Raw genomic sequence first — 14,944 nt, forward strand, 5'->3', positions numbered from 1 at the left:
GACCCTACCTGAGTGAGCACTCACTCGGCAAGAGGAGTCACTCGACCCGCGCGCCCCCTGAACGCCATCGGGTCTGCTTCGCCCGGTTGCCGCAGATCGCCATCGAGCACCACTGGCCGGTGCGCGAGCGCGAGTGGTCGTAGAACCCCCACCGGCAGGCGTCGTTGCGGCAGGCCTTCAGGCGCGACCAGGTGCCGTCGGCCAGTGCCCGCGCGGTGGCGGCGACCACGCGGGCCACCACGCCGTCCAGGCCGTCGGACGTGCCCGCGTACTCGACCCCGTCGGCGCCGAAGCGCAGCTGAACCCGGGATCGACTCGCGGCCGAGGTGAGGGCCGAGGCGGTCGAGTCGGGCAGGGGCTCCCGGTCGTGGTTCGCCAGCAGGCCGAGCCGGAGCTCCTCGCGGAGCGCGCGGGCGCGGGCGAGGGCTGCCGGCCCGGCCGGGGCGCCGTCCAGCCCCTGGGTGCCGGCCCACTCGCGCCAGGACGCGTCGTCGCGCAGTGCGTCGACCCCCGTCTCGAGGTCGACGCTGTTCACGAAGGCCCGCACCGACTCGAGCTCGCCCGGGGCCTGCGGGCCGGTGGTCGTCATGGATCCATATAACCACCATTGCCCTCACGATGGTGCGGTAGTAACCTCCCAGAGCATGACGACGGTTAGCAGCGCGTGGCGGTCCAAGCCCTTCCGGCGGGTCTGGACGGCCGGTGCCGTGTCCGGCCTCGGCAGCGAGATCGGCGAACTCGCCGTGCCGGTGCTGGCGGTGGTGACGCTCGCGGCCTCCGCCGCCGAGCTTTCGCTGGTGCGGGCGGCCCTCCTGGTGCCGTACCTGCTGCTGACGCTCTGGCTCGGCGTGATCGTCGACCGACGCGCCCGCCGTCCGCTGCTGGTCGCCGCCGACCTCGGGCGGGGGCTGCTGCTGGCGGTGGTGTGCGGTCTCGCGCTGACCGGGTGGCTGAGCATCCCGCTGCTCGTCGCCGCCGCGGCGCTGCTCGGCTCGTTCGCCGTGCTCTCGACCCTCGCCGAGTTCTCGTTCGTGCCCCAGGTGGTCGAGGAGGAGCAGCTGATCGACGCGAACGCCCGCATCACGGCGGCGCAGTCCGCGATCGGCGTGGCCGGGGCCGGAGCGGGCGGGTTGCTGGTGCAGCTCGTGACCGCGCCGTTCGCGCTGCTGCTGAACGCGGCGGGCTTCCTCGTCTCGGGTGTCCTCCTGCTGCGGCTCCGCGTGGTCGAGAGCGTGCCGACCCGGCGGGCGGGACGCCGGTCCGCCGTGCGCGAGGCGCGGGAGGGCGTCGTCGTGCTGCTCCGCCACCGCGTGCTCCGCGCGCTGCTGTCCGAGGCCACCCTGTGGAATCTCGGCAACGAGATCTTCATGCTCGCGCTCGCGCTGCTGGTGCTCCGCAGCTACGGCTTCGGCCCGGCCGCGCTCGGCCTGGTGCTGATGGCGGGCGGCGTCGGCGCGTTCGTCGGCAGCCTGCTCAGTGCACGCCTGACGGCACGGTTCGGTTACGGCCGCTCGCTCGTCGCGGCCATGCTGGTCGGCAACTCGGCCCCGGTGGTCGCACTGCTCGGGGCGGGGTCCGCATCCGTCGCCTCGCTCGTGGTGCTGACGGCCGGCTTCGTGCTCTCGGGGCTCGGCATCGGGGTGGCCAACTCGCAGGCGGTGAGTCTGCGGCAGCTCGCGGTGGAACCGTCGCTGCGTGGGCGGGCGAACGCCGGCTACCGGCTGGTGTCGTGGGGCGCCCTGTCGATCGGGGCGCTGGCCGGGGGAGTGCTCGTCACGGCGCTCGGCCCCTGGGCGGCCGGGATGCTCGGTGCCGGGCTGATGGCGCTCGCGACGGCGCCCGTCGCGCTGTCGCCCGTGCGGCGCATGCGGCGCATCGAAGAGGTGCAGGAGGTGCAGAACCTGCCGGCGGGGCGCTTCGTGCAGGATGCGCGGCCGGAGCCCGCCTAGAATCCGAGCATGCAGCAGACCACCGACCCCGAACCCGGCATCTACCAGCACTTCAAGGGCGCCCGCTACGAGGTGGTCGGCGTCGGCCGGCACAGCGAGACCGAGGAGCAGCTGGTCTTCTACCGCAAGCTCTACGACGACTACTCCTTCTGGGTGCGTCCCCTGGCCATGTTCACCGAGCACGTCGACCGCGACGGCTACAGCGGCCCTCGGTTCGCCCGCATCGCCTAGTCGCGAGCGTCGGGCCGGGGAACCCCCTCGTCACCCACCGCCGACGGGAGCAGGCTGGAGGACGACCCTGAAGGAGACCCCATGCCCATCACCGAGAGCGCCGTGCTCTTCGACGTCGACGGAACGCTCGTCGACTCCAACTACCAGCACGTCAGCGCCTGGGTGCGCGCGTTCGTGGAGGTGGGCCACCCCGTGCCGGCCTGGCGCATCCACCAGGCACTCGGCATGGACTCGAGCAAGCTGCTCGACGAGCTGCTGGGCGACGCGGTCGACGAGCTGGGTGACCGCGCCAAGGAGCTGCACGCGCAGTACTACAGGGAGTCGGCCGACCAGCTCCGCCCGCTCCCCGGCGCCCGCGAGCTGCTCCGCACCCTGCACGACGAGGGCAAGACGATCGTGCTCGCCACCTCCGCCCCCTCCGACGAGCTCGAGATCCTGCGCGGAGTGCTCGACGCCGACGAGTGGGTCGACGCCACGACCAACGCCGACGACGTCGAGACGGCGAAGCCGGAGCCCGACATCCTGCAGGTCGCGCTCGAGCGGGCCGGGGTCGACGCCTCCGACGCGGTGATGGTGGGGGATGCCCGGTGGGACATGGTCGCGGCCGGGCGGTCGGGCATCCGGGGCATCGGGCTGCTCAGCGGCGGTGTCGACCGCGAGGCCCTCGTCGAGGCGGGCGCCACCGAGACCTACGACGACGCGGAGGCGCTGCGAGCCGCACTCTGAGCGGCTCGCCTCAGTACCCGGCCGTGTACGAGACGAACGAGCCGCCCCCCGACATCCCGTCGGCCCCGGCCCCGGCCTCGGCCTCGCCCGGTTCCGAGCCCGACGGCGTCCCGAGCAGGCTCCGCGTCAGCCGCGACCGGTCGTCGAGCAGCCCGTCCAGCGCCGCGGCCAGGTCGTCGTCGCTCACCTCCCGGCCCGCCTCGGCTGCGCTGAGCACCGCCCGCCGCACCAGCTCCTTGGCGAACGACCCGGTGGTGCCCTCGGCCCGATCGGCCGCGGCCTCGACGGCGGCCGCACCGAAGGGCAGACCGTCGGCGTAGCGGGCGAACAGCCGCCGTCGTGACTCCTGGTCGGGCAGCGCGATCTCGACCGCGAGGTCGACGCGGCCCGGCCGGTCGGCGAGGGCCCGCTCGAGCACCTCGACCCGGTTCGTGGTGAGCACGAAGGCCACGTCGGCGTCGCCGTCCAGGCCGTCGAGGGCGTCCAGCACCTCGAACAGCAGCGGCTGCGGCCCGTGGTGCATCATGCGGTCGCTCGCCACGAGGTCGACGTCCTCCAGCACCACCAGAGCGGGCTGCATCGCCCGCGCCAGTTCGGCGGCCTCGGTGACGAAGCGGATGCCCGAGCCGGTCAGCAGCACCGCGGTCGTTCCCGGGGTGCGGGCGAGCAGGTGCCGCACGGTCAGCGTCTTGCCGGTGCCGGGAGGCCCGTACAGCAGCACCCCGCGCTTGAGATGCTGGTGCTGCGCCCGCAGTCGCTCGCGCTGCTCGCCCACCCCCACCACGTGCCGCACCACCGCGTCGAGCACGCCCGGTGCCAGCACGACGTCGTCGGCCGAGACCGTCGGACGGGGCAGGAAGGTGGCGCCCGCGGCGCTCTGACCGTACTCGTTGCCGGTGAACGAGAGCACCTGGCCGCGCAGCACCGAGAGGGCGAGCATCCGCCGGCCGAACTCGGCGATGAAGGCGTCGGCGGTCGCCGGGTCGGCCGTCAGAACCTCGAGGCTCGCGGCGGCGCGGCCGCGCTCGGGGTTGGCGGCGCGCTGCAGCGCCACCAGGGGCGTGCCCTGGAAGGTGAGCAGGTGCATCCCGAACGACATCACGCGCCGGGTGCTCTCGGGCCCGCTCGGCACCGAGACGTAGTCGATCGGGCCGGTGCGGTAGGGGAAGCGGTGCGGCGGCGCGACCAGCTCGGCCAGCGAGGACTGCTCGCGCATCTGGCCGCCCGACACCCCCATGGGCTCCGAGCCGCTCTCGGCCGCGAGGTCGGCCAGCGCGACGTCGGCGTCGACCAGCCGGTGGGCTGCGATCGGATGCGTGACGACCGGCAGTGCCGCCACCTCGGCGCCGAGGAACTCCTGCAGCTGCACGCCGAGCGGCGACAGCGTCGTGCCGCCCTCCGGCTCCCGGTGCACGATCTCCTCGAGGAAGCGGCGGAACAGCTCGGCGAAATCCTGGGTCTGGCGGTCCATGGGTCCTTCCGGGGTGGTGCGGGAGGGCGTCGGGCCGCCGGGAGGTGTCTCCTCCACCGTAGAGGGAGGAAGGCTGACGGGTCACCCCGAGCTCTGGATTCGCCGGCGCCCGCGGGGGATACTGTCAGCGATCGACGACGATTGGCGGTGCGATGACGAGCCCCTGGCTGGCGCTCCCGGGTGAGACCGGGCGCCGCCGTCCGCGCCGGGTCGTCAGCGAGTCGTGGGAGCGGGCCCGCCGGCATGCGCTCGACCCGGAGCATCTGCTGCCCGCGCTCGAGGTGGGTGAGGACGTGCTGGCGGAGTTCCGGCACGCGCATCCACTCGACCCGGTGCTGCCGGTCATCCGCTCGCTGCTCGTGCGCGACGCCGAGGGCTCCGGCCTGCTCGTGGCGGTCGGCGACGAGATGGGCCGGCTGCTCTGGGTCGAGGGAGACAGCGCCGCCAAGCGGGCCGCCGAGGACATGCGCTTCGTCGAGGGCGCCGGCTGGGCCGAGACCCGCGTCGGCACCTCGGCGCCCGGCACAGCGCTCGAGCTCGACCACGGCATCCAGATCCACGACTCCGAGCACTTCAACAGGCTCGTGCACGGCTGGAGCTGCACCGCCGTCCCCGTGCACGACCCCGAGACCCGGCGCATCCTCGGCGTGATCGACCTCACCGGTGACGCCCGCGCCGTCGACCCCCACACCCTCCCGCTGATCGAGGCGACCGCCGCGGCCGTCGAGGCCGAGCTGATGGTGCTGCGGCTGAAGGCCCAGCGCGACCGGGGCGCGGGGGCGGGCGAGCGGATGCGCGTGACCGGCTTCCCCGGGGCGCCCTCCTCCGCGCGCCGCCCGGCCGCCGCTCCGGGCGCGGCACCCCGCCCCGCGGCACCCCGCCCCGCCGCCCTGCACGTGCTCGGCCGCGACACGGGCGAGCTCGTCACCCCGGGCGCGGCGCTCGAACTGAGCCCCCGCCACGCCGAGCTGCTCACCCTGCTCGCCTGGCATCGGGAGGGTCTCTCGGCCGCGCGACTCGCGCAGCTCGCCCACGGCGACGAGGCGGCCGTCGTCACGGTGCGGGCCGAGATCGTGCGGCTGCGGCGGCTGCTGCAGGCGGCTCCCTCGCTCGGCGTCGCCGTCGAGTCACGGCCCTACCGCCTCAACGGGCCGGTCGAGCTCGACGCGCAGCGCGTGCTCTCGCTGCTCGACCGCGGGGCTCACCGGGTGGCGCTCGCCGCGCATCCGGGGCCCCTTCTCCCGGGGTCGGATGCGCCGGGCATCGCCTCGATCCGGGAGACCGTGCGGCTCAGGATGCGCGAGGCCATGCTCGCGGACGCCGCCGTCGACGTGCTCCTCGCCTACGCCGCCACGGCCGAGGGGCAGCACGACACGGAGGTCTGGACGGCGGCCCTGCAGCGGCTGCCCGCGCGCTCCCCGAAGCGGGCCGGGATCGTCATGCACCTCGAGGCGCTGCTCGGCAGCTGAGCGCCGGCGCTCTCGCCGGGCGCAACCGTCTGCAACCTTCCCCGGCGTAGCGTGCGAGCATCCGACACCGTCGTCGAGAAGGAGCACTCATGACCATCATCGATCGCCCAGAAGCCGAGACCGACACCGCGCCCGCCACGAGCGGGCCCTCGGTCTACGCCAACCCCGGTTCGCCCGGGGCCGTGATGAGCTACAAGCCGCGCTACGACAACTACATCGGCGGGCGCTACGTGCCGCCGGCGGGTGGCCAGTACTTCCAGAACCCGACGCCGATCACCGGCCAGACCTTCACCGAGGTCGCGCGGGGAACCGCCGCCGACGTCGACGCCGCGGTCGACGCGGGGTGGAAGGCGTTCGAGGCCTGGGGGAAGACGAGCGTGGCCGAGCGGGCGGTCATCCTGAACAAGATCGCCGATCGCATGGAGGCGAACCTCGAGCTGCTCGCGGTCGCCGAGACCTGGGAGAACGGCAAGCCGGTGCGGGAGACGCTGGCCGCCGACATCCCGCTCGCGATCGACCACTTCCGCTACTTCGCCGGGTGCATCCGGGCGCAGGAGGGCGGCATCTCGGAGATCGACCACGACACGATCGCGTACCACTTCCACGAGCCGCTGGGGGTCGTGGGGCAGATCATTCCGTGGAACTTCCCCATCCTGATGGCGGTGTGGAAGCTCGCGCCGGCGCTCGCCGCGGGCAACTGCGTGGTGCTGAAGCCGGCCGAGCAGACGCCGGCGTCGATCCATGTGCTGCTCGGGCTGATCGAGGACCTGCTGCCCGCGGGCGTGCTCAACATCGTCAACGGCTTCGGCATCGAGGCCGGGGCGCCGCTGGCGTCGCACCCGCGCATCCGGAAGATCGCCTTCACCGGCGAGACCACGACCGGCCGGCTGATCATGCAGTACGCGAGCGAGAACCTCATCCCGGTCACGCTCGAGCTCGGCGGCAAGAGCCCGAACGTGTTCTTCGCCGACGTCGCCGACCAGAAGGACGCCTTCTACGACAAGGCGCTCGAGGGCTTCACCTTCTTTGCGCTGAACCAGGGCGAGGTGTGCACCTGCCCGTCGCGCGCGCTCGTGCAGCGCTCGATCTACGACGGCTTCGTGGCCGACGGGCTCGACCGGGTGGCGAAGGTGAAGCAGGGCAACCCGCTCGACCCCACCACGATGATCGGGGCGCAGGCGTCGAATGACCAGCTCGAGAAGATCCTGAGCTACATGGACATTGGCAAGCAGGAGGGTGCCACGCTCTTGACCGGCGGCGAGCGGGCCGACCTCGGCGGTGAGCTCTCGGGCGGCTTCTACGTGCAGCCGACGGTGTTCGAGGGGAAGAACGACATGCGCATCTTCCAGGAGGAGATCTTCGGACCGGTGCTCGCCCTGACGAGCTTCGACGATTACGACGACGCCATCTCGATCGCCAACGACACCCTCTACGGGCTCGGCGCCGGCGTCTGGTCGCGGAGCGGCTCGCAGCTCTACCGAGCCGGGCGGGCCATCGAGGCGGGGCGGGTGTGGTCGAACACGTACCACCAGTACCCGGCGCACGCGGCCTTCGGCGGGTACAAGCAGTCGGGCATCGGGCGGGAGAACCACCGGATGATGCTCGACCACTACCAGCAGACGAAGAACCTGCTGGTGTCGTACGCCGACGGGCCGATGGGGTTCTTCTGATGCCAGACCCCGCTGCCTCCCCGTTCGGGGTCTCGCGGGTCGACGTGACGGGTGCCGCAGCCGACATGCTGCGGCACCTCGCCGCCACCAACGGCCCGCTGATGTTCCACCAGTCGGGCGGCTGCTGCGACGGCTCGAGCCCCATGTGCTACCCGGTCGGCATGTTCCGCACGGGCGGTTCCGACATCCACATCGGCACCCTCGACGTCGAGGGCATCGACCCCGTCGAGGTCTACATGTCGCGCTCGCAGTTCGAGTACTGGAAGTACACCCACCTCACCATCGACCTCGTCGACGGCCGAGGCAGCGGCTTCTCGATAGAGGCGCCCGAGGGCAAGCGGTTCCTGATCCGGTCGCGGATGCTCGACGACCATGAACTCTCGGCCCTCGGCCTCGTGACTCGCGAGGCGGTGTTGTGACTCGCGGCGCATCCGCCCCGTGATCGGGGCATCCGCTCGTTAGATTGAGGACATGTCGACGCTCAGGCATCCCGTGGGTCCGCAGCCGAAGAAGGTCTACTGGCGGCGGAGGCTCCTCGTGCTGCTCATACTCGCCGCGATCATCGCGGTCGTGGTGCTGATCGTGGTGCGCCCGGGCTCGGGTGCGGCCGAGACCGGGGGTGCTCCGGCGCCCACCGCCTCGCCGGCCGCGACCTCGTCCGATCAGGCTCCGGATGCTGCCGCCACCCCCGGCTCGGTCGACACCGGTGCCGACGCCGGCGCCGCCGCGTCGGGAGACGTCGTGGCCTGTGCGGGCGGCAACATCCAGGTGACCCCGGTCACGGACGCCGACACCTACGACGCCGCGGCCAAGCCCCAGCTCTCGTTCACCATCACGAACACCGGCGCCGAGCCCTGCTCCATCAACGCCGGCACCTCGCAGCAGATCTACACGATCACGAGCGGCAGCGAGACCTACTGGGTCTCGACCGACTGCCAGACCGACCCCTCCGACACCACGGCGGTCCTCCAGCCCGGCGTCGCCGTCTCGTCGACGCCCTTCACCTGGGACCGCACCCGCTCGTCCGCCGACACCTGCTCCTCGCCCGACCGCCCGCTCGTCCCGGGCGCCGGCGCCTCCTACCACCTCGACGTCTCGGTCGCGGGCATCGCCTCGTCCGACTCGAAGCAGTTCATCCTCAACTAAAGGCTCGACGGCCGCGACGGCTCAGCGGCCTCGGCGGGTGTCGCTCGTGGCAGCTCGGCAGCTCGCTTTCCCGGGCGCACCAGTCGCCCGGGAGTAGGGTCCCGTCCATGTGGGACGGTGAGACGGGCAGGGATGCGGGGGCGTGGCGCGGGTTCCTGCTGCTCGCCGGGTTGGTCGCGTTTCCCGCGATCGGCGCCACCATCGCTGCCACCCTCGAGGGCGGACCGATCCGGTGGATCCTCGCTGCTCTCCTCACGGCCGCAACCATCGTCCTCGTCGTCATCACGGTGCGCCTGTACCGGCGGGACAAGGCGGCCCTCGATGCTGTCGACGGCGCGGGTAGTGCCACGCAGACAGGTGGGTCGGGCCAGGCTCGGGATTGGCTCGATCGGATCGCGCCGGTCGGGCGGGGCTCCTATCGAGAAGCGGGTGGCGGGCTCATCCTGTTCGGGGTGGTCACCCTCGGTGGCGGGGTGTGGCTGCTGCTCGCCATGCCGTTCTGGCATCAGCTGCGGCATCTGCCGGCGGGCCCGCTCGGGATCCTGGCGGTCATCGCGGGGGTCTACTTCCTGCTGCTGGCCGTCAACGTGTTCCGGAGGACACCGAAGTGAGGGGGATCAGGGGCATGGCTCCGCGCAGATGGATCGCCGTGCTGCTCGCGGTGATCTGCGGGCTCGTGTCGCTGCTGTTCGTCGCGGCCGCCGTCGTCGCCGACCAGTGGTGGGTCACCACGATGGCCGTGGTGTTCGGGGTCGGCGCGGTCGTCTTCGCGCGCCATGCCGAATCGTTCGGCCGCGTGCGTCGTCGTCGTAGGTGAGTCGCCGCGGCTCTAGCCGAAGACGTGGAGGACGAAGTTGGCGATGAGGAGGGCCGCACCGGTGAGTTGGAGGGCGATCATGAGCTTGCGCTTGTGCGTCCAGGGCTGACCCTTGGTCGGCGGGTTCCTCATGGTCCAGATACCCGTCGGGAGGAACAGGGCCAGACCCGCCCCCAGGAGGAGCCAGTTGAGGGGCTGCATCACTGGTCGCGCGGCGGGGCGTCGTACGGCGGCGGGGCGGCGTCCGGCCGCGGGGCGGCGTCGGGAGTCGTGGCCTCCGCGACGGCCTGCTGGACGGCGGCCAGGAGCCAGGGGTGCGCCGACCAGGTCTTGTCGGGGTTCTGCTTGTAGAGCACGTCCTCGACGCCCTTCCGCACCGCCGTGCGGATGACGCCCGCCAGCACGATGAAGCCGACCACCACCACGACGACGGTGAGCACGAGACCGGACAGCGGGTCCATCAGATTCCCCTCGGCTTGGCGGAGGACTCCCCGCCGGCGTCGTTTGGGGCTCGGCCGGCGGGAAGTCTGCACCGGCGGCCCTCGGAAGTGGGTGCTCCCTCGATGGGCCTCGGTCATCTCGACCGCCGGCGGTGCCGGGTCGGACCCGCCGACACTATCGGGGGGAGCGCCTCGGCGACAACCGTCGGACTACTGAGAGTCCGACTACTGTGTCGAGGTGGCGCGTGGTGCGGAGCAGCGGAAAGCCGGTGGCGGAGCCGTCCCCAAAACGCACCCCGCCACCTGCGCTCACCGTACCGCTCGGGTGATGCCGGGGGAGATCGCGACGCTCCGGTGACGCCCGATGTCGCTCAGTGGACGTTCCGAGTTCGCTCAGTGGATGGACGGCCGATGCCCGATGGATGGGCGGTGGACGACCAGCGGACGAGCAGCGAGCCGTGACGGACGAGCGGCAGAGCGGTCCTGTTCACACCGTCCGACTACGATGCCGAGGTGGATGAAGCGCTGGAGGTCGACGTCACCGGCGGCCGCGTCCGCGGTGCCGAGCGGAAGGGGCTGCGCTGGTGGCGCGGCATCCCGTTCGCCGCGGCGCCCGAGGGCGAGTGGCGCTTCCGGGCTCCGCAGCCCGTGCCGGAGTGGACGGGCATCCGCGACGCCCGCGATTTCGGCCCGGTGGCGATGCAGTCCCGCGACGGCGCGTTCGTCGGGGCCGCCCGCACGACCCCCATGGCCGAGGACTGCCTCAGCATCAACGTGCTGCGCCCCGCCGACGACAGCGAGGGCCTGCCCGTGATGATGTTCGTGCACGGGGGCGCCTACAGCGTCGGATCCTCCGCCGAGCATCCGCACAACGGCGAGACGCTCGTGCGCGAGGGCGGCATCGTCTACGTCAGCTTCAACTACCGCCTCGGCGCGCTCGGGTACCTCGACTTCCGCCGCTACGCGACACCCGAGCGCCCGATCGAGGCGAACCTGGGGCTCCGCGACCAGGTGGCGGCGCTCGAGTGGGTGCGGGCGAACATCCGGAGCTTCGGCGGAGACCCCGAGAACGTGACCCTGTTCGGCGAGTCGGCCGGCGGCAACGCGGTGACCACGCTGATGGCGACCCCCGCGGCGCACGGCCTGTTCGCGCGGGCGATCGCGCAGAGCTCACCGCCGAACGCCGTCTACCTGCCCGAGACCACGGCGATCTGGGCCGAGGAGTTCGTCGAGCTGCTGTTGGAGTCGATCGACACCGACGGGGTCGAGTCCGCGTCCGACGACCTCGCGGGTCAGGTGCTCGTCGACGCGACGGCCGATGAGCTGGTGGCCGCGGCCGTGACGCTGACGCTGCGCACCCCCGACGCGCATCCGGGAACCATCGCGCTCTCGCCGGTGATCGACGGCGACGTGCTGCCCGAGCGCCCGCTCGACGCCTTCAAGGAGGGGCGGGCCGCGCGGGTGCCGCTGATCATCGGCACCAACGACCGGGAGGGCTCGCTGTTCACCGGGCGGCTCGACATCCTCGCGACGACGCCGAAGCGCATCCGGGCGATCTTCAAGCGCACGAAGAAGAGCGCCCGCAAGGCGATCAAGGCCGAGTACCCCGGGCTGCCGGCCAGGCGCCCCGCGGCCGACTTCGGGGGCGACTACGCCTTCTGGTACCCGACCGTGAAGGTCGCCGAGCGGCACTCGCGCTTCGCCCCTGTGCACTTCTACCGCTTCGACATCGCGCCTCGGCTGGTGCGCCTGGCCGGCTTCGACGCCACCCACGGGCTCGAGCTGTTCGCCGTCTTCGACCGGTTGGGCGGGTGGTTCGGGCGCACGATGACGGTGCTGGGCGGGCGCCGCGCCTTCCTCAGAGCAGGCAAGCGGATGCGCGGCCACTGGCTCCGCTTCGCCCGCGACGGCTCGGTCGACCCCTCGGCGTGGCCCGCCTACGACGAGTCGCAGCGGCTGACGCTGATCATCGACGCCGCCGATCGCGTCGAGGCCGACCCGCGGGCGCGCCGGCGCATCGCGTGGCAGGCGTTCGTGCCGCACGTCTGACGCGCTGGGCTCGTGATCGTGATCGTGCGCGGGCGGAGGGGCGACGGCGAAGCCGCGCGGCTGCGGGGCGGGCGTCGCGGTGCCGTTGCTACCATGGCCTCGCCCGGCGGGTGCCGGCCCAGCGGTGAAGCGAGGTCGTGGTGAGTCCAAGATCCCGGATGCTCGTGGTCGTCGTCGTGGCACTCGTCGCCGCTCTGGCGTGGTTGATCTCGGGCGTCGTGACCATCGACCTGCTCGCCAAGGAGCGGCTGCTGCCGCTCTGGTGGGTCGAAGGCGGGGCGATCCCGGGAGTCGCGCTCGTGTTCCTCGTGCGGGCCGCGGTCGCCGATGATCCGCGGCTGGCCACCGGATCGCTGCGCGCCCTGGCGTTCGGCGGTGCGGTCGCGATCGCGCTGGCGGCGCCACTGAACGGGCTGCTCATCCCCGACGGTTCGGGCATCTGGTGGGTGGGCCTGACCGAGGAGTCGAGCAAGCTCGTGGCCGCGCTGCTGTTCTCGATCGGGGTCGGCCGCACGGCCCGGTCGGGGCTCGTCCTCGGTGCCTCGGTCGGGGCGGGGTTCGCCATCTGGGAGAACGCCGGCTACGTCTTCGGCGCCTACGCCGACGCGGGGTCGGCCGCCGCCTCGGTGACGCTGGCGGTGCAGCGCGACCTGGTGGGGCTGCCGCTGCACGTGCTCTTCGCGGGTTTCGTGGCGTGCGCGGTGTTCCGGGCGGTGCAGCGTCCGTCGGCGCCGCGGGTCGTCGTCGCGGTCGCGGTGTTCCTCGTGGTGGCGGCCGCCCACTCGACCTACGACTGGACGCAGCTCGTGCTGCCCGACCGCGCCGTGCTCGGCCTCGCCCTCACGGACTGGGTGGCGGGCCTCCTCGTGCTCGCCCTCGTCGCGACCTGGCTCGCGGTGCTCCGCACGCTGCGCCGCGCGCGGCTGGTCGAGGCTGGTGCTGTCGCTGATGGCCGTCGGTAGTCTGCTGGTGACCACACCGTCGTGATGGATCGGAGCGAGCATGCGAGAACTCACCTACTATGTCGCCGTCAGCCTCGACGGCTTCATCGCCGGGCCCGAGGGGCAGTTCGACGCCTTCCCCGTCGAGGGCGACCACATGGAGGCGATCACCGAGCGCTTTCCCGACACGGTGCCGACCGACATCGCCGCGGCGTCGGGCATCGACCAGTCGGGCGGGCGCTTCGACACGGTGCTGATGGGCTGGAACACCTACGCCGTCGGGCTGGCGTTCGGGGTCACGAGCCCGTACCGGCACCTCGAGCAGATCGTGTTCACGCGAACGCATCTCGACGAGGCGCAGGGTGGGGACGTGCATCCGCTCTTCACCGACGCCGACCCCGTCGACACCGTGCGCGAACTCAAGCAGCGTGACGGCCGCGGCATCTGGCTCTGCGGCGGCGGGCGGCTGGCGACCGCGCTCGCGGGGGAGATCGACCGGCTGGTGCTGAAGCGCAACCCGGTGCTGCTCGGCGCGGGCATCCCGCTGTTCGAACCGGGCGCCTACGACCCGCGCCAGTTCGACGTGGTGGAGACGACCGCGTTCCGCTCGGGGGTCGTGCTCGGCGAGTACGTGCGGCGCGCGGCCGCCTGACCGCTCGCCGCCGTGAGTCAGCCGGTCAGCGACCGCCGAAGGCGCGGGTGAGAGCACGGATGAGCTGGCGCGACTCGTCGTCGATGATCGTGGTGAAGCCGAGGCGCTTGGCCTCGGCCGCGCGGGTGCGGCCGGACGACACCGGCCGCACCTCACCCGCCAGCGAGATCTCGCCGAAGGCCGCGAGGTCGTGGGCGAGCGGCCGGTCGTTGGCGGCGGAGGCCAGCGCCAGCGCGATGGCGAGGTCGGCGCCCGGCTCCGTGAGCTTCACCCCGCCCACCGTCGAGACGTAGACGTCCTTGTCGTTCAACGCGATGTGTGCGCGCCGCTCCAGCACCGCCAGGATCATCGCCACGCGCGAGGAATCGACCCCGTTCGTGACCCGGCGCGGGTTCGGCGACGGTGTCTTCACGATCAGCGCCTGCACCTCGACCGGCAGGGCCCGCCGCCCCTCGAGCGCGACGGTGACGCAGGTGCCGGACACCGCATCCGACCCCCGGGAGAGGAACAGACCGCTCGGGTCGGGCACCTCGGTGATGCCGTCGGCGCTCATCTCGAAGCAGCCGACCTCGTCGGTGGGCCCGAAGCGGTTCTTCAGCGCCCGCACGAAGCGCAGCGCGGTCTGCCGGTCGCCCTCGAACTGGCAGACGACGTCGACGAGGTGCTCGAGCACGCGGGGCCCGGCGATCGAGCCGTCTTTCGTGACGTGGCCGACGAGCAGGAGCGGGATCGAGCGTTCCTTCGCCACGCGGATGAGCGACGACGCCACCTCCCGCACCTGGGTGGGGCTGCCCGCCGCGCTGTCGAGCGACGAGCTCGACACCGTCTGCACCGAGTCGACGACGACGAGGTGGGGCCGCACCGCGTCGATCTGACCGAGCACGGTGGCGAGGTCGGTCTCGGCCGCGAGCATGAGCGTGGGGGAGAGGGAGTGCGTGCGCTCGGCGCGCAGCTTGACCTGCGAGACCGACTCCTCGGCCGAGACGTAGAGCACGCGCAGGTGCTCCTCGGCGGCCTTCGCGGCGACCTCGAGCAGCAGGGTCGACTTGCCGACGCCGGGCTCACCCGAGAGCAGGATCGCCGCGCCGGGCACCAGCCCGCCGCCGAGCACCCGGTCGAACTCGCCGATGCCGGTGGCCCAGTGCGCCGCCACGTCGGAGGAGATCTCGGTGATCGGCCGGGCGATGCGGGCCGCATCGAGCACCGTCGCCCGCACGGCGCGGCCGATGCCCTCGTTCTCGGCCGACGAGACGACCGTGCCCCAGGACTGGCACTCGCCGCAGCGGCCGACCCACTTCGGGGTCTGCCAGCCGCACTCGGTGCAGCGGTACGCGCTCGCGGACTTGGTGGCCATGATCACACCCTAGAGGCGGCCACCGACAC

17 protein-coding genes are annotated in these 14,944 nt (G+C 72.4%); 12 read left to right on the plus strand and 5 right to left on the minus strand.

What is annotated here, in order from left to right; genetic code table 11:
- Positions 1–37: 37 nt before the first annotated feature.
- Entirely contained in the window at positions 38–589 is a 552-nt protein-coding gene (locus HQQ85_RS14700) for a CGNR zinc finger domain-containing protein (protein WP_173183272.1), read from the minus strand.
- A 55-nt stretch (positions 590–644) separates the two neighbouring features.
- Between HQQ85_RS14700 and HQQ85_RS14705 the strand changes: the two genes are divergently transcribed.
- From HQQ85_RS14705 to HQQ85_RS14715, 3 genes are all read left to right on the plus strand, one after another.
- On the plus strand, positions 645–1,949 hold the full coding sequence (locus HQQ85_RS14705; RefSeq protein WP_173183273.1) for an MFS transporter: 1,305 nt from the start codon (positions 645–647) through the stop codon (positions 1,947–1,949).
- Between the two features lie 9 nt (positions 1,950–1,958).
- Complete coding sequence (locus tag HQQ85_RS14710) at positions 1,959–2,180, plus strand: DUF1653 domain-containing protein (protein ID WP_173183274.1); 222 nt, start codon at positions 1,959–1,961, stop codon at positions 2,178–2,180.
- An 81-nt stretch (positions 2,181–2,261) separates the two neighbouring features.
- Positions 2,262–2,906: an HAD family hydrolase gene (locus tag HQQ85_RS14715; protein WP_173183275.1), complete on the plus strand. Its 645-nt coding sequence runs from the start codon at positions 2,262–2,264 to the stop codon at positions 2,904–2,906.
- A 10-nt stretch (positions 2,907–2,916) separates the two neighbouring features.
- Here the strand turns inward: HQQ85_RS14715 and HQQ85_RS14720 are convergent, their stop codons facing one another.
- On the minus strand, positions 2,917–4,377 hold the full coding sequence (locus HQQ85_RS14720) for an ATP-binding protein (RefSeq protein ID WP_173183276.1): 1,461 nt from the start codon (positions 4,375–4,377) through the stop codon (positions 2,917–2,919).
- Between the two features lie 152 nt (positions 4,378–4,529).
- On the opposite strand from HQQ85_RS14720, the gene HQQ85_RS14725 reads away from it, so the two are divergent.
- The 6 genes from HQQ85_RS14725 (at position 4,530) to HQQ85_RS14750 (ending at position 9,479) form a co-directional block, all read left to right on the plus strand.
- Positions 4,530–5,846 carry a GAF domain-containing protein gene (locus tag HQQ85_RS14725; RefSeq protein WP_173183277.1) on the plus strand — a complete coding sequence of 439 codons (1,317 nt, stop codon included), beginning with the start codon at positions 4,530–4,532 and terminating at the stop codon, positions 5,844–5,846.
- An 89-nt stretch (positions 5,847–5,935) separates the two neighbouring features.
- Complete coding sequence (locus tag HQQ85_RS14730; RefSeq protein WP_305847256.1) at positions 5,936–7,516, plus strand: aldehyde dehydrogenase family protein; 1,581 nt, start codon at positions 5,936–5,938, stop codon at positions 7,514–7,516.
- Complete coding sequence (locus HQQ85_RS14735; RefSeq protein ID WP_173183278.1) at positions 7,516–7,935, plus strand: DUF779 domain-containing protein; 420 nt, start codon at positions 7,516–7,518, stop codon at positions 7,933–7,935. Before HQQ85_RS14730 ends, HQQ85_RS14735 begins: the two co-directional genes overlap by 1 nt.
- Positions 7,936–7,987: 52 nt before the next feature.
- Positions 7,988–8,662 carry a hypothetical protein gene (locus HQQ85_RS14740; RefSeq protein ID WP_173183279.1) on the plus strand — a complete coding sequence of 225 codons (675 nt, stop codon included), beginning with the start codon at positions 7,988–7,990 and terminating at the stop codon, positions 8,660–8,662.
- Positions 8,663–8,769: 107 nt separating this feature from the next.
- On the plus strand, positions 8,770–9,273 hold the full coding sequence (locus HQQ85_RS14745) for a hypothetical protein (RefSeq protein ID WP_173183280.1): 504 nt from the start codon (positions 8,770–8,772) through the stop codon (positions 9,271–9,273).
- Between the two features lie 14 nt (positions 9,274–9,287).
- Positions 9,288–9,479, plus strand: a complete 192-nt coding sequence (locus HQQ85_RS14750) for a hypothetical protein (protein ID WP_173183281.1) — start codon at positions 9,288–9,290, stop codon at positions 9,477–9,479.
- Between the two features lie 12 nt (positions 9,480–9,491).
- On the opposite strand, the gene HQQ85_RS14755 is transcribed toward HQQ85_RS14750, so the two are convergent.
- Both HQQ85_RS14755 and HQQ85_RS14760 read right to left on the minus strand, forming a co-directional pair.
- Entirely contained in the window at positions 9,492–9,680 is a 189-nt protein-coding gene (locus HQQ85_RS14755) for a hypothetical protein (RefSeq protein ID WP_173183282.1), read from the minus strand.
- Positions 9,680–9,940: a hypothetical protein gene (locus HQQ85_RS14760; protein ID WP_173183283.1), complete on the minus strand. Its 261-nt coding sequence runs from the start codon at positions 9,938–9,940 to the stop codon at positions 9,680–9,682. Before HQQ85_RS14760 ends, HQQ85_RS14755 begins: the two co-directional genes overlap by 1 nt.
- 492 nt (positions 9,941–10,432) lie before the next feature.
- Here HQQ85_RS14760 and HQQ85_RS14765 point away from each other — a divergent pair, with 492 nt between their 5' ends.
- The 3 genes from HQQ85_RS14765 (at position 10,433) to HQQ85_RS14775 (ending at position 13,561) form a co-directional block, all read left to right on the plus strand.
- Positions 10,433–11,968: a carboxylesterase/lipase family protein gene (locus HQQ85_RS14765; RefSeq protein ID WP_371741920.1), complete on the plus strand. Its 1,536-nt coding sequence runs from the start codon at positions 10,433–10,435 to the stop codon at positions 11,966–11,968.
- A 140-nt stretch (positions 11,969–12,108) separates the two neighbouring features.
- Positions 12,109–12,930 (plus strand): PrsW family glutamic-type intramembrane protease, encoded by an 822-nt coding sequence (locus HQQ85_RS14770; RefSeq protein WP_173183284.1) that lies wholly within the window; start codon positions 12,109–12,111, stop codon positions 12,928–12,930.
- Positions 12,931–12,970: 40 nt separating this feature from the next.
- The gene (locus HQQ85_RS14775) at positions 12,971–13,561 is read left to right on the plus strand and encodes a dihydrofolate reductase family protein (protein WP_173183285.1); all 591 of its coding nucleotides are present in this window, start codon (positions 12,971–12,973) and stop codon (positions 13,559–13,561) included.
- A 25-nt stretch (positions 13,562–13,586) separates the two neighbouring features.
- Here HQQ85_RS14775 and radA read toward each other — a convergent pair whose 3' ends face one another.
- Complete coding sequence (radA, locus tag HQQ85_RS14780) at positions 13,587–14,915, minus strand: DNA repair protein RadA (protein ID WP_173183286.1); 1,329 nt, start codon at positions 14,913–14,915, stop codon at positions 13,587–13,589.
- Positions 14,916–14,944 lie beyond the last annotated feature (29 nt).

This window comes from Herbiconiux sp. VKM Ac-2851, assembly GCF_013205105.1.
GTDB lineage: Bacteria > Actinomycetota > Actinomycetes > Actinomycetales > Microbacteriaceae > Herbiconiux > Herbiconiux flava.